Origin of the sequence: Pseudoduganella umbonata, assembly GCF_014192225.1 — a bacterium.
Lineage (GTDB): Bacteria > Pseudomonadota > Gammaproteobacteria > Burkholderiales > Burkholderiaceae_D > Rugamonas > Rugamonas umbonata.
The window spans coordinates 963933-978415 of the sequence record NZ_JACHXS010000001.1; the positions used below are offsets into that span (position 1 = coordinate 963933).

The window sequence follows — 14483 nt, forward strand, 5'->3', positions numbered from 1 at the left end:
CGTCACCGCGGCGGCACGTTCTCCAGCACGCTGATCGGCGCGTTGACCAGCTTGCCGTCGACCTTCTTCACTTCGCGGATGTACATGTTCTGCACGATGTCGCGGGTGGCCGGATCGATGCTGATCGGGCCGCGCGGGCTGTTCCACTTCATGCCCGCCAGCGTCTTGATCGCCGCGTCGCCGGTCACCTTGCCGTCCAGCCTGCGCACCGTTTCGGCGATCATGCCCATCGTGTCGTAGGCCGCCACGGTGACGAAGGTGGCCGCCGGGCGCTGCGGGTTGGCCGCCGCATAGGCTTTCAGGAAGGCGCGGTTGGCATCGTTGTCGAGCGCCGTCGAATAGTTCAGCACCGTCACGGCGCCCAGCGCGCGCTCGCCCAGCGCCGCCAGTGTCGGCGAATCGCTGGTCATGTCGCCCACGCCCAGGAACTTGATGCCGGCCTTATCCAGCCCCTTGTCCGTGAATGCCTTCAGCAGGGCCGTACCGTCTTCCGCGCCGGGCGCGAAGAAGAACAGCGCATCGGGCTTCTGGTCCTTGGCGCGCTGCACGAACGGCGAGTAGTCGGGGTTCGCCAGCGGCACGCGCGCCGACCCCACCACCTTGCCGCCCGCCTCGCTGAACCCTTTGATGAACTTGACCTCCGCATCGGCACCCGTGCTGTAGTCGCTGACCAGCGTATACACCTTGCCGATCTTGCTCTTGCCGGTCCAGGTGCCGAACGGCTCCGTCATCTGGTGCATCGTCATCGACGTGCGCACCATGTACGGCGACTTGTCGGTGATGCCGGTGGTCACGGCATTCATCACGATCATCGGCGTCCTGGCCCGGGTGGCAAGCGGCGCCACCGCCAGCGCGCTCGGCGTCAGCGAGAAGCCGATCAGGAAATCGACCTTCTCGCGGGCGATCAGCTCCTGCGCGGCGCGCTTCGAATGGTCGGCATTCGAGCCGCCGTCGTCGCGGTAGATGACTTCGATCTTCTTGCCCGCCACCTTGTCGCCATGCTGGTGCAGGTAGGTACGGATACCGTCCTCGAACGGCTTGCCGATGTTGGCGAAAGGTCCGGTCAGCGCGGCGATCACGCCGATCTTGATGGTGTCCTGGGCCAGCGCCTGGCCGGCCAGCGGCAGGCAGGCGATGGCAACGGCGATGGTGCGGGTCATCGAGCGAAGTTTCATGGTGTCTCCTCCATTGATTTTTTCATTGTGATCGGATGGTGGCCTGGTCGCCGCCCCCGTACATCGCTTCCACCTGCGCCGCGCGCCGCGCCAGCACCGCCGCCTGGTTGACGGATCCCTTGTCCGTCAGCTCGCGGTGATCGATCGACGGCGGCTCTTCCTGCAGCCGCAGCATCGCCACCTCGGTCGACGAACCGGTCGACCCGGCGTTCAGCTGCCGCAGTAGCCCGGCGAAGAATGCCCGCACCGGCGCGCTGGCCAGCACCTGTGCCGCGCTCGCGCCGGCGTCCAGTCCCGACAGGACCTGGCAGTGTTCCATGCGGGGAAATACCAGCAGCCCGACGGCATGCCGGTCGATCCCGGTCACCACGGTGTCCAGCACGTACGGGGCGCCCATGCTGATCACCTTCGCGCGCAGCGGTCCGACGCTGACGAAGGTCCCTGTAGCCAGCTTGAAATCCTCGGCGATGCGGCCGTCGAACATGAAGCCCAGCTCGGGCTGCGCGGGATCGGCGAAGCGCAGCGCGTCGCCGGTGCAGTAGTAGCCCTCGTCGTCGAACGCCTCGGCCGTGAGGGACGGCATGCGCCAGTAGCCCGGCATCACGTGCGGGCCCTTGAAGCGCGCTTCCAGCTTGCCGCCGACCGGCACCAGTTTTACCTGGCATCCCGGCGCCGGCACGCCCACATAGCCGGCCCGCACGATCGGCCCGGTCCCGAACGTGCACGACGGCGACGTTTCGGTCATGCCCAGCCCGGTCATGATGCGGATCGATTCGCCGCAATGGCGCACCGCGATCGCGTCGAGCCGGTCCCAGGCCGCCTGCGACAGCCCGGCCCCCGCGCAGAAGAACAGCTTGACGCGCGAGAAGAAGGTGGCGCGCAACTGCGGGTCCGCTTCCAGCGCATCCGTCAGCATCTCCCAGCCCTTCGGGATGTTGAAGTACACGGTGGGGGCGATTTCCTTCAGGTTGGCCAGCGTGCGCCCGATATCGGCCGGCGTCGGCCGGCCGTCGTCCAGGTACAGCGTGCCGCCGTTGTACAGCGCGATGCCGACGTTGTGGCTGCCGCCGAACGTGTGGTTCCACGGCAGCCAGTCCACCAGCACGGGCGGTTCCTCGCCGAAGAACGGGAACGTCTGCAACAGCATCTGCTGGTTGCTGCTCCACATGCCATGCGTGGTCACCACCGCCTTCGGCTTCTTCGTCGAGCCGGACGTGAACAGGAACTTGGCGATCGTCTGCGGCCCGACGGCGGCGTTGGCCGCGTCGACCGACGACGGCGCCGTTTCCAGCAGCGCGGCGAAGCGGGTGGCCTCGAACCGGGATACTTCGCCGGCCACCTCGCCCACATCGAGGATGAGTTCCGTATCGGAAGGCAGCACGGCGGCGATGGCCCGGCCGAACGCCGCGCCGTCGGACGCGTAGAGCGCCCCCGGCGTCAGGTGCGCCACCAGTTCGCGCAGCCTGCCGAAATCCGTGGCCACCAGCGAGTATGCCGGCGACACCGGCACATAGGGCACGCCGGCGTACATGGCGCCCAGCGCCAGCTGGTAATGCTGCAGGTCGTTCCCGGACAGGATCACCAGCGGCCGCTCGGCCGACAGGCCGCGGTCCAGCAGCGCCTGCCCGATGCGGCGCGCGCGCTCCAGCATGTCCGCATAGGAAAGGCGGATCCATTCGCCGTCCGGCCCGCGCCGGGCCACCAGCGTGCGCTCCGGGAAGTCGCGCGCGCCGCGCACCAGGCAATCGGTGAAACGGGCCGGCACGTCCCCCAGCGGCGTCTGCGCATCGACGTACCAGCTATCGCCTTCCCGCCGCACCGAAACCTGCGGGCGGCCGATGGCCACGGGGCGGCACCGCCCCGGCATCTGAGATGCGATCATGTGCCCTCCTCAGATCGGGTAGTGGCGCGGCGTGGTCTGCACCGTGATCCAGCGCAGGTCCGTGAACTCCGCGATCGCGGCCTTGCCGCCGAAGCGCCCATGGCCGCTGGCCTTGACGCCGCCGAACGGCATCTGCGCCTCGTCGTGCACGGTGGGCCCGTTGATGTGGCAGATGCCCGATTCGATGCGGCGCGCCACCGCCATCGCGCGGCCGATGTCGCGGCTGAACACCGCGGCGGACAGCCCGTATTCGCTGTCGTTGGCCAGCCGGATGCCTTCCTCGTCGCCGTCGAAGCGCACGATCGACACCACCGGGCCGAACGCTTCTTCCCGGTACGCCGCCATCTCCGTCGTCACGCCATCGATGATCGCCGGCTGCAGCAGGTTCCCGACGGCGCTGGGCACGGCGGGCAGCACCGTGGCACCGCGTTCCACCGCATCGCGCACCAGCGCTTCGACGCGCTGCGCGGCGGCCGGGTCGACCATGCCGGCCAGCGGCGCATCGGCGTGGGCCGCCTTCAGCGTGGCCGTCTTGGCGGCGAATTTTTCCAGGAAGGCCGGGGCGATCTTCCGGTCGACCAGGATGCGGTCGGCCGACATGCAGATCTGCCCCTGGTTGAAGAACGACGAGAACGCGGCCGCTTCGACGGCGGCGTCGATGTCCGCATCGTCCAGCACCACGAGCGGATTCTTGCCGCCCAGTTCCAGCAGCACCGGTTTCAGGTACTTTGCCGCCTGCTGCGCGATGATGCGGCCGACGTGCGTGGAACCGGTGAAGTTGATGCGCCGCACCGCCGGGTGGGCGACCAGCGTTTCGACGACAGCGGCCGCGTCCTGCGGCGCATTGGTCAGCACATTGACGACGCCGGCCGGGAAGCCCGCTTCCTCGAACACGGTGCCGATCAGCCGGTGCAGTGCCGGGCATTGCTCGGACGCTTTCAGGATCACGGTATTGCCGCAGGCCAGCGGCATCGCCACGGCGCGCGTGGCCAGGATCACCGGCGCATTCCATGGCGCGATGCCCAGTACCACCCCGCATGGCTGGCGCACGCCCATCGCCAGCGACCCCGGCACGTCGGACGGGATCACTTCGCCGGCGATCTGGGTCGTCATGCCGGCCGCTTCGCGCAGCATGTTGGCCGCCAGCGTGACGTTGAAGCCATACCACATCGGGCTGCCGCCTGCTTCCGCGACGCCGCGCGACACGAAATCGGCGCGGTATTTTTCCATCGTATCGGCCGCTTTCAACAGCAGGCCGCGGCGCTCGGCCGGCGGCATGGCCGACCAGGCCGGGAATGCGCGCTGCGCGGCATCGGCGGCGCGCCGCGCGTCGTCGACCGTGGCGGCGGCCGCGCGGGTGGCGGTATCGCCGGTGGCGGGATTGCGGCGCTCGAACTGTGCGCCGTTCGAAGCGGCGGACGGGCTACCGTCCACCAGCAAATCGGTGTCGAACATGGTGTCTCCTCTGTGTTCTCGGGGGCCGGCGGCGTTGTTATTGTCGCTCTGGCGCCGGCCCGTACTATAAAGGATGGATGGGCGAACGGATCAGCCGCGCTTGTAGGCTTGCAGGCCCGGCTTGATCGTCTTGTCGTCCAGGAACTGCTTCAGCCCTTCCTTGCGGCCTTTTTCCGGATCGCGGTAGTTCGACTGGTCGGTCTTCGCGTACAGGTAATCTTCGCCCTGCTCCCAGGTCAGCTCGCGGGCGCGCTTGAAGCCCTGCTTGGCATAGCGCAGCACCACCGGATTCTTTTCCAGCAGGTTGCGCGCCAGCGCGATCACCGCATCGCGCAGTTCTTCCCTGGGTACGCTGCGGTTGACCAGTCCCATCGCGGCCGCCTGCTTGCCGGTGAAGGTCTCGCCCGTCATGATGTAGTGCAGCGCCTGGCGGTGGCCCATCGTGTCGGCCACGGCCTTGCTGACCAGGTTCCCCGGCGGGATGCCCCAGTTCACTTCCGACAGGCCGAATACCGCTTCATCCGCGGCGATCGCCAGGTCGCACGCCACCAGCGGCGAGAAGGCACCGCCGAAACACCAGCCGTTGACCATGGCGATCGTCGCCTTGCTGTACATGCGCAGCAGCTTCCACTGCCATTGCGAGCAGTCGCGGCGGATGCGTTCCTGCGTGATCTCGGGCTTGCCGTCCGTCTCGCGGAAGTATTCCTTCAAGTCCATGCCGGCGGACCAGGATTCGCCCGCGCCGGTCAGCACGATGACCTGCGCGGCATCGTCCAGTTCCAGTGTTTCCAGCACGTCGATCATTTCGCGGTTCAGCGTCGGACTCATCGCGTTGCGCTTCTCCGGGCGGTTCAGCGTGATCCAGCCGATGCCATCGGCCACTTCCACTTTCACGGTCTGCCAGCGTGCTTCGTAGTTGCTCATGTCTGTCTCCTCTAGGTCATTGCTTTGTGGGTTGTATCAGGCTGCCTGATATTAAGTTCATACTAGACCACATCAGGCAGCCTGACAAGCGATTTTTTGCGCGCTTTATTTGCAGGCGAAGCTGGCCGCGTCGTCGATGCTGCCGCCCGTATAGGTCGCCACTTTCGGCCAGCTGCACAGTGGCCGCGTACGGCCGGCGGGAATCGCGCCGAGGCCAGGATTGGCGCTGGCGGTGCGCGCCGTGGCGCGGATCGCCTCCGGCTCGACGCCCTTCTCCACCCAGTCGACCAGCGCGGTCAGCATGTCGAACTGGTCGGTGGCCGGGCCGCCCGAGCAGTGGTTCATGCCGGGCACCGCGAACACGCGGGCAAACGATGGCGTATCGGGGTAGTTCGCCTTCAGCGCATCGAGCCACCTGACCGTGTCGTCGAACGAGAAGACCGGGTCGCTGACGCCGTGGAAGACCATCACCTTGCCGCCGCGGCCACGCAGCGTGTCGAGCCGGCCCGGCGTTGCCGGCGTCATGAACGACATCGACGATTCGGCAAACCGGTCCGTCGTCGCATGGATTTTCGCGGCATCGGTATCGAAATTGAAATTCAGCGCATAGTCGAGCAGCGCAGTGCCGCTCGCTGTCAGCGCAGCGGGATCCGCTGGCGGCGTGGCAAAAATCAGTGCCATCGACGGCGCGCCCAGTGTGGCCGTCAGGCCCGGCGCCGTCGCGGAACCGAGCTTCCAGACGCGCCAGCCGCCAGCCGCAAGGCCCGGGTCCCACGACCAGCGTGTATACAGCGCGGTGCCGGCGGAATTTTTCGGGCCGTCATAGACTTTCTGCAGCGCCGCCTTCTGCGTGGCCGTCAGGCAGGTGCCGTCCGCCGAAGCGCTGCAGGTCGGCACGTCCTTCGCCAGCGAGAACGTGGCCTGGCAGCGCGCGGTGTCGGCGACCATGCCATCGGCGGCGCCATCGAGCGCGTCGCAGCGTTCGACGATTTTATTGGCGACCAGACGCAGGTCGAGGTCGGAGAACCCGGCGCCGATGTTGGGCCGGCCATCGGCACCGCGCGGCGCAGCGGCGGCCAGCGCCTGGGCATCCCACATCTGCGTCACCGCCGCCTGCGGCAGGTTGTAGCCGGGCGCGCCGGCCAGCACGCCGTCGTACTGGTCGCCGAAGCGGCTGGCTGCAACCAGCCCGTGCCGCCCGCCGTTCGAGCAGCCGACGATGTACGACCGGTCGGGCGCCTTGCCGTAGGCAGCCTTGATCAGGTTCTTCGCCATCGGCGTCAGCTGGCCGACCGCGTTGTAGCCGTAGTCGATGCGCGCCTGTGGATCGAGGCCGTACACCTGGCCGGCGACCGCGCCCGGACGCGTCGCATCCGGCACGTGGCCGGCATCGGAACTGATCACCGCGTAGCCCTGCAGCAGCGCATTGCTGACCGGGCCGCCGCCCGGCAGGTTGCCGAACGCCGCGTTGCCGCCGCTGATGCTGCCGTCGTTGCCGCCGTTGGCCTGGTAGAAGAAGCGGCCGTTCCAGTCGCGCGGCAGCCGCATTTCAAAACCGATCGCGTACGGCCGGCCATCGACGCCGGTGCGTTCGTTCATCTTGCCGAGTACCACGCAATGTTCGGGCATCGGCGTGGCAACGCCGTTCAGCGTCTGCGTCACGCTGCCGGCCGGCGCCAGCGTGGCCGAGGTGATGGCGGTGTTGGCAAATGCCGCGCCGGCGGCAAGCTCGGTGCAGCTGGCAAGCCTGGCGCCGCTGGCGGGCGCGAGGTGGGTGGACGAAGCGTTCGGGGTGCCGCTGCCGCCACAGGCGGTCAGCGCGGCGGCAAGCGCCACGGCCGTCAGCGCGGGACGGAAGGATGGGTCGTGCATGCAGGTCTCCGGTTATTATGGAAGTCAATATCAGGCGTCCTGATATTGACTTCATGGTAACGCCGAAGTCTCTGCCGTGGCAAGTACGCCTTACAACACGCGGAAGCCGTGCGTACCGTCGCGCTCCAGCTGGTCCACCAGTCCGAACTCCCAGTCCAGGTAAGCCTGCATCGCTTCCTGCCGGTTGTCGGTGCCTTCGTACGGCCGGCGGTAACGGTCGATCAGCGGCGACGCCAGTCGCGTGGCGCCCTCCTCGACCGGCAGGCCGGCGGCAATCCACGCGCTGGTACCGCCCGACAGCACGAACACCGGCAGCGCCGTCAGGCCGCGAAGGTCGCCGGCCACGTAGCGCGCCAGCTGGCTGCTGCCGCAGGTCAGCACGAGTCGTTGCGCCGCCGCCGGCACCGAAGCGAGCGCCTGCCGCAACTGCGAGCGCAGCGCAAAGTACGCTCCCGGGATATGCCGCTTGACGTAGTTGACGCCGCTGGTGAAATCCAGCACCACGGTTGCCCCGCGATCTTCGTCGAGCCAGCGCGCCAGCGTGGCGGTATCCACTTCCGGCGTGGCCGGCGGCGCCGGTACGTCGGCCTGCCACGCCGGCGCCGCGCCGAAATCGGCCGGCACCAGGGCGTCGACCACATGTACCTCGTTGTTCAGCTGCCGCAGCCACGATGCCGTGAGGTTGGCGCGCACGCCGTCGCTGTCGGCCAGCACGAAACGGGCGCCCCGCACCGGCGCGAACTGTTCGGTTTCCTGCACCAGCTGGCCGCCCGGTGCCGAACGGAAGCCCGGCAGGCTGCCGTCCGCGTACTCCTCCGGCGTGCGGATGTCGAAGTAATACGTGGTGCGCCCGCTGTCGGCGCGCAGCCGCGCGAGGCCGCCGGCGCCGAGCCGCCCCACGCCGGCGCGGTCGGCCAGCGCGCGGGCGCCGGCCGCTGCCTTCGCCCGGTTCTCCTCGGTGACGGGTGGGTGCCGGCGCGCCTGCCCGTGTTCCAGCTGCTGCCCGGCCAGCGTCCAGCCGATCGTGCCGTTGCGCAGTGCCGCCACCGGATTCGGCAGGCCGGCATTGACCAGCGACTGGGTGCCGATGATGCTGCGCGTGCGCCCGGCGCAGTTGACGATCACGCGCGTGGCGGGATCGGGTGCCAGTTCGCGCGCCCGCAGCGCCAGCTCGCCGCCCGGCACGCTGATGCTGCCGGGGATGCTCATGGTCTGGTATTCGTCGTAGCGGCGCGCATCGAGGATGACGATATCGGCGCGGCTGTCGATCAGCGCCTGCACTTCCTGGGCCGACAGCGACGGCGTGTGCCGCTGCGCTTCCACCAGTTCGCCGAACGCCTTGCTCGGCACATTCACATCGCGGAACAGCTCGCCGCCGGCGGCGCGCCAGCCGGCAACGCCGCCCTCCAGCAGCGCCACGTTCGTATAACCCAGTCCGCGCAGGCGAGCCGCCGACGCGGCCGCCAGCCCTTCCCCCCCGTCGAGCAGTACCACCGGCACGTCGCGCCGCGGCAGCTTGGTGAATGCTTCCAGTTCGATGCGGCCGTACGGGAAATTGGCCGCGAACAGCGGATGCTCCTGCGCGTGCGGGTCCTCTTCGCGGACATCGAGCAGCGCGACTTCGTGGCCGGCCAGCAGTGCCTGGCGAACGTCGGCGTATGTGCGCGACGGGAAGCCACCCGCGCCGTTTTTCTGCAGTTCTTGCAATGGATTGCTCATGGTGCCCTTCAATGGTCAAGCCGCGTTGGCATAGCCGGAGCGGAAAGGCTTGCGGCCGCCTTCCCTCGTGTACACCGAGCGGTCCACGGCGCCGATATCGGCGCCATAAACGTGGATGCCGATGGACACCCGGTCATCGTATGCATTGGAAACCTGGTGGATGTCGCCCAGCGACGGCGATACCGCCGTCACCTTGCCGGTCTCCAGCCGTTCGGGCGGGCCGTCCGGCACCAGCGTGCCGTCGTCCAGCCGGCGCCATGCCTGGGACACTTCGGCGCCGCGCAGAAGCCCGACGAGCCCCCAGACTGTGTGGTCGTGGATCGGTGTCGACTGCCCCGGCCCCCACACAAAGCTGACAACGGAAAAACGTGCCTCGGGGTCGAGGTACAGCAGATACTGCCGGTAGTACTGCGGGTCGGGCTGCGCCGCTTGCGGCGACAGCCAGCCGTCGGTGCGCAGCAGCTCGCGCAGCAGCGCACCGCCCTTCGCCACGATGGCCGCTTCATCGGCGCCGCTTTCCAGCAGCACGTCGAAGCCGGCGATGAAATCGCGCAGCGGCGCGGGCAAGGTGGGTGTCGCCAGGTCCTGGGTCGTCATCGCATCCTCCCGTCAGGCCGCCTGCTGCCGGCGCGCCGCCGTGTTGCGGTTCTCCGGCACGTCCAGGCCCAGGTTGCCGCGCAGGGTCGCGTGTTCGTACTCGCGCCGGAACAGGCCGCGTTCCCGCAGGACGGGCACCACCTCGGCCGCAAAGGCATCCAGTTGCCGGGGCAGCGTCTCGAAGAAGATGAAACCGTCCGCCGCGCCGCCGGCGAACCAGCGCCCGATCGCATCGGCCACCTGCGTGCCGGTGCCGACGAATTCGCGGCGCGGGCTGGCGAAACGCAATGCCGCCTGCCGCAGCGTCAGGTTGTCCGCGCGCGCCGCGGCGACGATCCGCTCCGACGTGCTGCGGTTGCTCTGCGCGCCGTAGGCGGCGATGTCCGGAAACGGGCCGTCCAGCGGGTACTGCGACAGGTCGTGCTCATTGAAGGCCCGTGCCAGCGCCACCAGCGCATCCTCGACGCGGATCAGGCCGACCGCTTCGCCGTACAGGCGTCCGGCCTCTTCTTCCGTGCGGCCGACAATGGCGCGCAACGCCGGCAATACCGCAAGGCGGGACGGATCGCGGCCGAAACCGGCGGCACGGGCCTTGATGTCGTCGTAGTATGCCTTCGCGCTCTCGAACGACGCGCCTTCCGTGAAAATCGCTTCGGCATGCCGCGCGGCGAAATTGCGGCCCTCCTCCGAGGCGCCGGCCTGGAAGATCACCGGCTGGCCCTGCGGCGAGCGGGCGATGTTCAGGGGGCCGCGCACCGAAAAGAATTCGCCCTTGTGGTGCAGCGCATGCAGCTTGGCCGGGTCGATGAAGCGGCCGCTGGCCTTGTCGTGCACCAGCGCGTCGTCCTCGTACGAATCCCACAGTCCCTGCACCGTCCGCAGGTGCTCGGCGGCGATCCGGTAGCGCACCTCGTGCGGCGGGTGCACCGGCTTGCCATAGTTTTCCGCACTGCCCGACAGCCACGACGTGACCACGTTCCACCCGGCCCGGCCGCGGCTGATGTGATCGAGCGAGGCGAATTGCCGGGCCACCGTGTACGGCTCGCTGTAGCTGACAGTCAGCGTGCCGACCAGGCCAATATGGGTCGTGTGCGTGGCCAGCGCAGACAGGATCGTCAGCGGCTCGAAGCGGTTCAGGTAATGGGGGCTGGACTTTTCCGTGATGTGCACGCTGTCGGCCACGAACAGGAAGTCGAACTTCGCCGCCTCGGCCACTTTCGCCTGGCGCAGGTAGAAATCGATGTCGGTGCTGGCGCCCGGATTGGCGTCGGGGTGGCGCCAGTCGCCCCAGCCGGGGCCCACGCCATGCAGGATGAAGCCCAGTTTCAATTGACGACGGCTCATGCTTTACCTCCTTGGTGGGGATTGAACAGCGTCGGATCGACCAGTGCGGCGGCGTCGACCCGGCGGGGAAACAGCTTTGCGGCATAGAACGTGTCGGCCACCTGCTGCAGCTGGGCGACGATGGACGCGTCGACCGGCCGCAGTTGCGGCTTTTCCCGGCCGACCACGCGGCGCACCACCTCGGGCGGCAACCCGGTGATCTTCTGGAATACCTGGCCATACTCTTCCGGATGGGCGTTCGCCCACGTGTTCGAGCGGGCCAGGCGCTGCAGCACGTCGGCCAGCGCGGCACGCTTGCCCGGATCGGCCAGCGCCGCATCGGAGGCGGCGATCACGCCGATGCCGGAGTTGATGCCGACGCCGTCGCGCAGCACCCGGGCGCCGCGCAGCTCGGCCGCCGCCTGGTACACGCCGAATGTGGCCCACGCCTCGATCTGGCCGCCGGCAAATGCCACCGCCGCGTCGCTGGGCAGCATGAAGCCGGTGGTGACGTCGTCGGGTTTGAGACCCACTTCGCGCAGCGCGCCGAACAGCAGGTAATGGGCGACGCTGCCGCGTGCCGACGACACCACGACCTGCCGTCCCTTCAGGTCGGCGACCGACCTGATCGGGGAGTTCGGCGGCACCAGGATCGCCACCAGCGTCGGCGACGACACGCTGGCCGCGACCACTTTTACGCGCGCGCCGCCGGCGGCGGCGGCCAGCGCCGGGGTATCGGCGGCCATCGCCGTGTCGACGTCGCCCGACACCACCGCCTCGAACAGCGGCGCGGCGCCCTGGAAGCTGGCCCACCGGATGTCGTACGGCGTGCCCTGCAGGACATTGGCCGCTTCGGCCTTGGTCCTCAGCAGGTTGACCTGGTCGCCCAGCACCACCGTCACGCGGGACGCATCGGACACGGGATCGGTCGCGGAACCACCGGCAGCGGGCTTGGCCGCCTCGCGCGGACTGCACGCGGCCAGCGCGGCGGCCGGCAGCATGGCGAGCACGCGGCGGCGCTGGAGTTTAAAAGTCATGGCTGGCCTTGGCGTAGTAATACACGCCCGACGGCGCGAACGGCGACGGGCCATACGTAAAACCGCTGGAGCCGGTATTGGCGTCGCCGGGACCGTTCCGGTCCGGACGCACGTCGAACAGGTTCGCGGCGCCCAGCACCAGCCGGGTTTTTTTCGTCAGCGCGTAGCTGACATCGAGGTCCGTCAGCCACTTCGCGCCGAAGTGATAATCCTGCGCGCGGTTGGCCGTGGTCTGCCACGTGAACGAGTCGTAGCGCGTGCCCTGCAGGCTGGTTTCAAACGGCCCGGCGAACCAGCGTGCCGACAGGATCAGCTTCGTGCGCGGTGAGGCGGTCAGGTCGCCGATGCCGCCGCCGGCCGAATAGCCGAACCAGACGGAACTGCCGCCCGGATTGGCGCCCAGCGCGGTGATCGCGGCAGGCGTCGCAGCGATGCCGGCCAGCGTGGTCTTGTTCCAGTTCAGCGCCGCGCCCCAGCGCACCACGCCCAGGCGGCCGTAGTCGGCCGTCGCGTCGGCCACCACGTCGACGCCGCGCGTGCGGGTATCGACAGCGTTGGCGAAGTACTGCACCCACTCGCTGCCGGTAAGGCCCGCCGCCAGCAGCGTCGGTGTGAAGGCCGGACCGAACATGTAGCCGCTACGCACGATCCGGTCCTTTACCTTCACCTGGTAGGCGTCGACCGTGACATTGACGCTGTCGGCAGGTTTGAATACGAGGCCGAGCCCGAAGTTGATCGACTCCTCCGGCTCCAGGTCGCGTGCGCCGAACGCGCGCGCCAGGGCCGAGTCGTTGCGCAGCAGTTTCGACAGGCTCGGCGCCACCACGCCCGTCACCGGGTTGATGTTGGTGCGGTTATCGGTCTGCGAATAGCCGACCTGTGTCAGCGATGGCGCCCGGAATCCCGATCCCGCGGTGGCGCGCAGCGCCACCTGCGGCGTGAAGTCGTAGCGCGTGTTGATCTTGCCGCTGACGGTATTGCCGGCGCTGTCGTCGTAGTGCTCGAAGCGCACCGCGCCGCCGATGAACCATTCGCTGGTCGGCTGGAAGCCCAGGTCGTTGTACGCGGCCAGCACGGTGCGGCGCACCCGCGTGGCGTCGCCCGGCGCCAGCGCCACGCCGGCCTGCGCGCCCACCGCCGCGGGCTTGCCGACGTTCGGATCGCCTTCCTGGTCGCCCGGCCGGAAGATGTAGCCGCCGTTGATGTAGCCCAGCGGATCGCCGGCGAACGTGGAGAAGCGTTCCACGCGGTGCTCGACGCCCCACGACCACTGCAGCGGCCTGGCCTGGCCGATGCCGACCTGGCGCGTCACGTCGAGGTTGTTGGTCCACTGCTCGAAGCGGTAGGTGGCCAGGTTGTCGAAGTGCGTCGGCGACGCCGGGCCCAGCGAAGGATTGATCGTCAGGTTGCTGTACTGGCGCGCATGGTTGCGGCCATAGCCGCTCGACAGGTCCCAGTTCCAGCCGGCCGTGCGGCCGCGCGCGCCCACGTTCAGCTGGTAATCGTAGGCGCTCATGTTGTTGAGGGCGAAGTACCCGTCCGGGAACAGCTGGCCGATCGTCGCCAGGCCGTTCGGCCGGCGGAAATTGTTGCCGGCCACCGTGTTGCGGGTGCCGGCGGTACCGAACGCATACAGGACCACCGCGGCGTTGTAGGGCAGCTCGGCGTTGAAACCCACGTCGTAGGCCTCGATGCCGGGATCGCCGTTGTGCGCGCCGTCGCGGTTCCACGTGGCGTTCTTCGGGTTCGACGCAGGAGAGTACGCCACCAGGTTCGTTGCCGGGAAGTTGTCCCAGCTCTGGCCGCGCTTGCGCGCCGCGGCGCCGATGTGCAGGAAGCCTGATTCGCCCAGCCGGAAGCCGGCATTGCCCTCGATCTTGCGGTTGCGCGTGTCGCCATTGCCGTGTTCCAGCTCGCCGTAGCCGACCTGCACCTGCCCGCCGTGGCTGGCCGATTTGAGGATCACGTTGACGACGCCGGCCACCGCGTCGGAACCGTACTGGGCGGCGGCGCTGTCCTTCAGCACCTCGACGTGGTCGATGACCGACAGCGGGATCGTGTCCAGGTCGATCGCGTTGACGCCGCTGGTGTCGCCGCCGCCATTGGTCAGCAGCGCGCCGTTGTGGCGCCGCTTGCCGTTGACGAGCACCAGTGTGTAGGCCGGCCCCAGCCCCCGGTTGCTGACGGGGCGCACCACGGAATTGACGCCGGCCTGGTTGGTGCCGAAATTGAACGACGGCAGCAGCCGTGCCAGCGCCTCGGCCAGCTCGGCGCGGCCCGTGTGGATCAGCTGTTCGCCGCTGATCACGTCGATCGGCGCCGGGCTGTCCGCCACGGTGCGTGCTTCGCCGCGCGTGCCGGTCGTCACCACCACATCCTGGACCTGCCCGAGGTTCTGGGCCCCGGCCACGCCGCCGCCGGCCAGCCCCGCGGCAAGCAGGGCCAGATGCAGGGCGGTCTTCTTGTTGGTTCGATACATGCGTAGTTTCCTGTTCTGTG

The 14483-nt window shown here is 68.6% G+C and carries 10 protein-coding genes; all 10 read right to left on the reverse strand.

The genetic code is table 11. The features are described from left to right. Positions 1-2 precede the first annotated feature (2 nt). Positions 3-1175, reverse strand: coding sequence for an ABC transporter substrate-binding protein (locus FHS02_RS03965; protein ID WP_137312900.1), 1173 nt, complete (start codon positions 1173-1175; stop codon positions 3-5). A 22-nt stretch (positions 1176-1197) separates the two neighbouring features. Next, positions 1198-3057 carry a feruloyl-CoA synthase gene (locus tag FHS02_RS03970; RefSeq protein ID WP_137312901.1) on the reverse strand — a complete coding sequence of 620 codons (1860 nt, stop codon included), beginning with the start codon at positions 3055-3057 and terminating at the stop codon, positions 1198-1200. 9 nt (positions 3058-3066) lie between these two features. Further along, positions 3067-4512, reverse strand: a complete 1446-nt coding sequence (locus tag FHS02_RS03975) for an aldehyde dehydrogenase (RefSeq protein WP_137312902.1) — start codon at positions 4510-4512, stop codon at positions 3067-3069. 90 nt (positions 4513-4602) lie between these two features. Continuing rightward, positions 4603-5436 carry a p-hydroxycinnamoyl CoA hydratase/lyase gene (locus tag FHS02_RS03980; RefSeq protein ID WP_137312903.1) on the reverse strand — a complete coding sequence of 278 codons (834 nt, stop codon included), beginning with the start codon at positions 5434-5436 and terminating at the stop codon, positions 4603-4605. 105 nt (positions 5437-5541) lie between these two features. Continuing rightward, positions 5542-7308, reverse strand: coding sequence for a tannase/feruloyl esterase family alpha/beta hydrolase (locus FHS02_RS03985; RefSeq protein WP_137312904.1), 1767 nt, complete (start codon positions 7306-7308; stop codon positions 5542-5544). Positions 7309-7398: 90 nt separating this feature from the next. Continuing rightward, the gene (locus tag FHS02_RS03990; protein ID WP_137312905.1) at positions 7399-9027 is read right to left on the reverse strand and encodes a rhodanese-related sulfurtransferase; all 1629 of its coding nucleotides are present in this window, start codon (positions 9025-9027) and stop codon (positions 7399-7401) included. A gap of 15 nt (positions 9028-9042) precedes the next feature. Further along, positions 9043-9624, reverse strand: coding sequence for a cysteine dioxygenase family protein (locus tag FHS02_RS03995; RefSeq protein ID WP_137312906.1), 582 nt, complete (start codon positions 9622-9624; stop codon positions 9043-9045). A 12-nt stretch (positions 9625-9636) separates the two neighbouring features. Beyond that, positions 9637-10968 carry an LLM class flavin-dependent oxidoreductase gene (locus tag FHS02_RS04000; protein ID WP_137312907.1) on the reverse strand — a complete coding sequence of 444 codons (1332 nt, stop codon included), beginning with the start codon at positions 10966-10968 and terminating at the stop codon, positions 9637-9639. Continuing rightward, positions 10965-11984: an ABC transporter substrate-binding protein gene (locus FHS02_RS04005; protein WP_137312908.1), complete on the reverse strand. Its 1020-nt coding sequence runs from the start codon at positions 11982-11984 to the stop codon at positions 10965-10967. Before FHS02_RS04005 ends, FHS02_RS04000 begins: the two co-directional genes overlap by 4 nt. Next, the gene (locus FHS02_RS04010; RefSeq protein ID WP_137312909.1) at positions 11974-14463 is read right to left on the reverse strand and encodes a TonB-dependent receptor plug domain-containing protein; all 2490 of its coding nucleotides are present in this window, start codon (positions 14461-14463) and stop codon (positions 11974-11976) included. The genes FHS02_RS04005 and FHS02_RS04010 overlap by 11 nt, the downstream gene beginning before the upstream one ends. Between the last annotated feature and the right edge of the window lie 20 nt (positions 14464-14483).

Bases quoted from the DNA above. Each gene is read 5' to 3' on its own strand.
- FHS02_RS03985 (WP_137312904.1), bottom strand. From the start codon at position 7,308: ATGCACGACCCATCCTTCCGTCCCGCGCTGACGGCCGTGGCGCTTGCC.
- FHS02_RS04000 (WP_137312907.1), bottom strand. From the start codon at position 10,968: ATGAGCCGTCGTCAATTGAAACTGGGCTTCATCCTGCATGGCGTGGGC.
- FHS02_RS04010 (WP_137312909.1), bottom strand. From the start codon at position 14,463: ATGTATCGAACCAACAAGAAGACCGCCCTGCATCTGGCCCTGCTTGCC.
- FHS02_RS03980 (WP_137312903.1), bottom strand. From the start codon at position 5,436: ATGAGCAACTACGAAGCACGCTGGCAGACCGTGAAAGTGGAAGTGGCC.
- FHS02_RS03975 (WP_137312902.1), bottom strand. From the start codon at position 4,512: ATGTTCGACACCGATTTGCTGGTGGACGGTAGCCCGTCCGCCGCTTCG.
- FHS02_RS03995 (WP_137312906.1), bottom strand. From the start codon at position 9,624: ATGACGACCCAGGACCTGGCGACACCCACCTTGCCCGCGCCGCTGCGC.
- FHS02_RS03990 (WP_137312905.1), bottom strand. From the start codon at position 9,027: ATGAGCAATCCATTGCAAGAACTGCAGAAAAACGGCGCGGGTGGCTTC.
- FHS02_RS03965 (WP_137312900.1), bottom strand. From the start codon at position 1,175: ATGAAACTTCGCTCGATGACCCGCACCATCGCCGTTGCCATCGCCTGC.
- FHS02_RS03970 (WP_137312901.1), bottom strand. From the start codon at position 3,057: ATGATCGCATCTCAGATGCCGGGGCGGTGCCGCCCCGTGGCCATCGGC.
- FHS02_RS04005 (WP_137312908.1), bottom strand. From the start codon at position 11,984: ATGACTTTTAAACTCCAGCGCCGCCGCGTGCTCGCCATGCTGCCGGCC.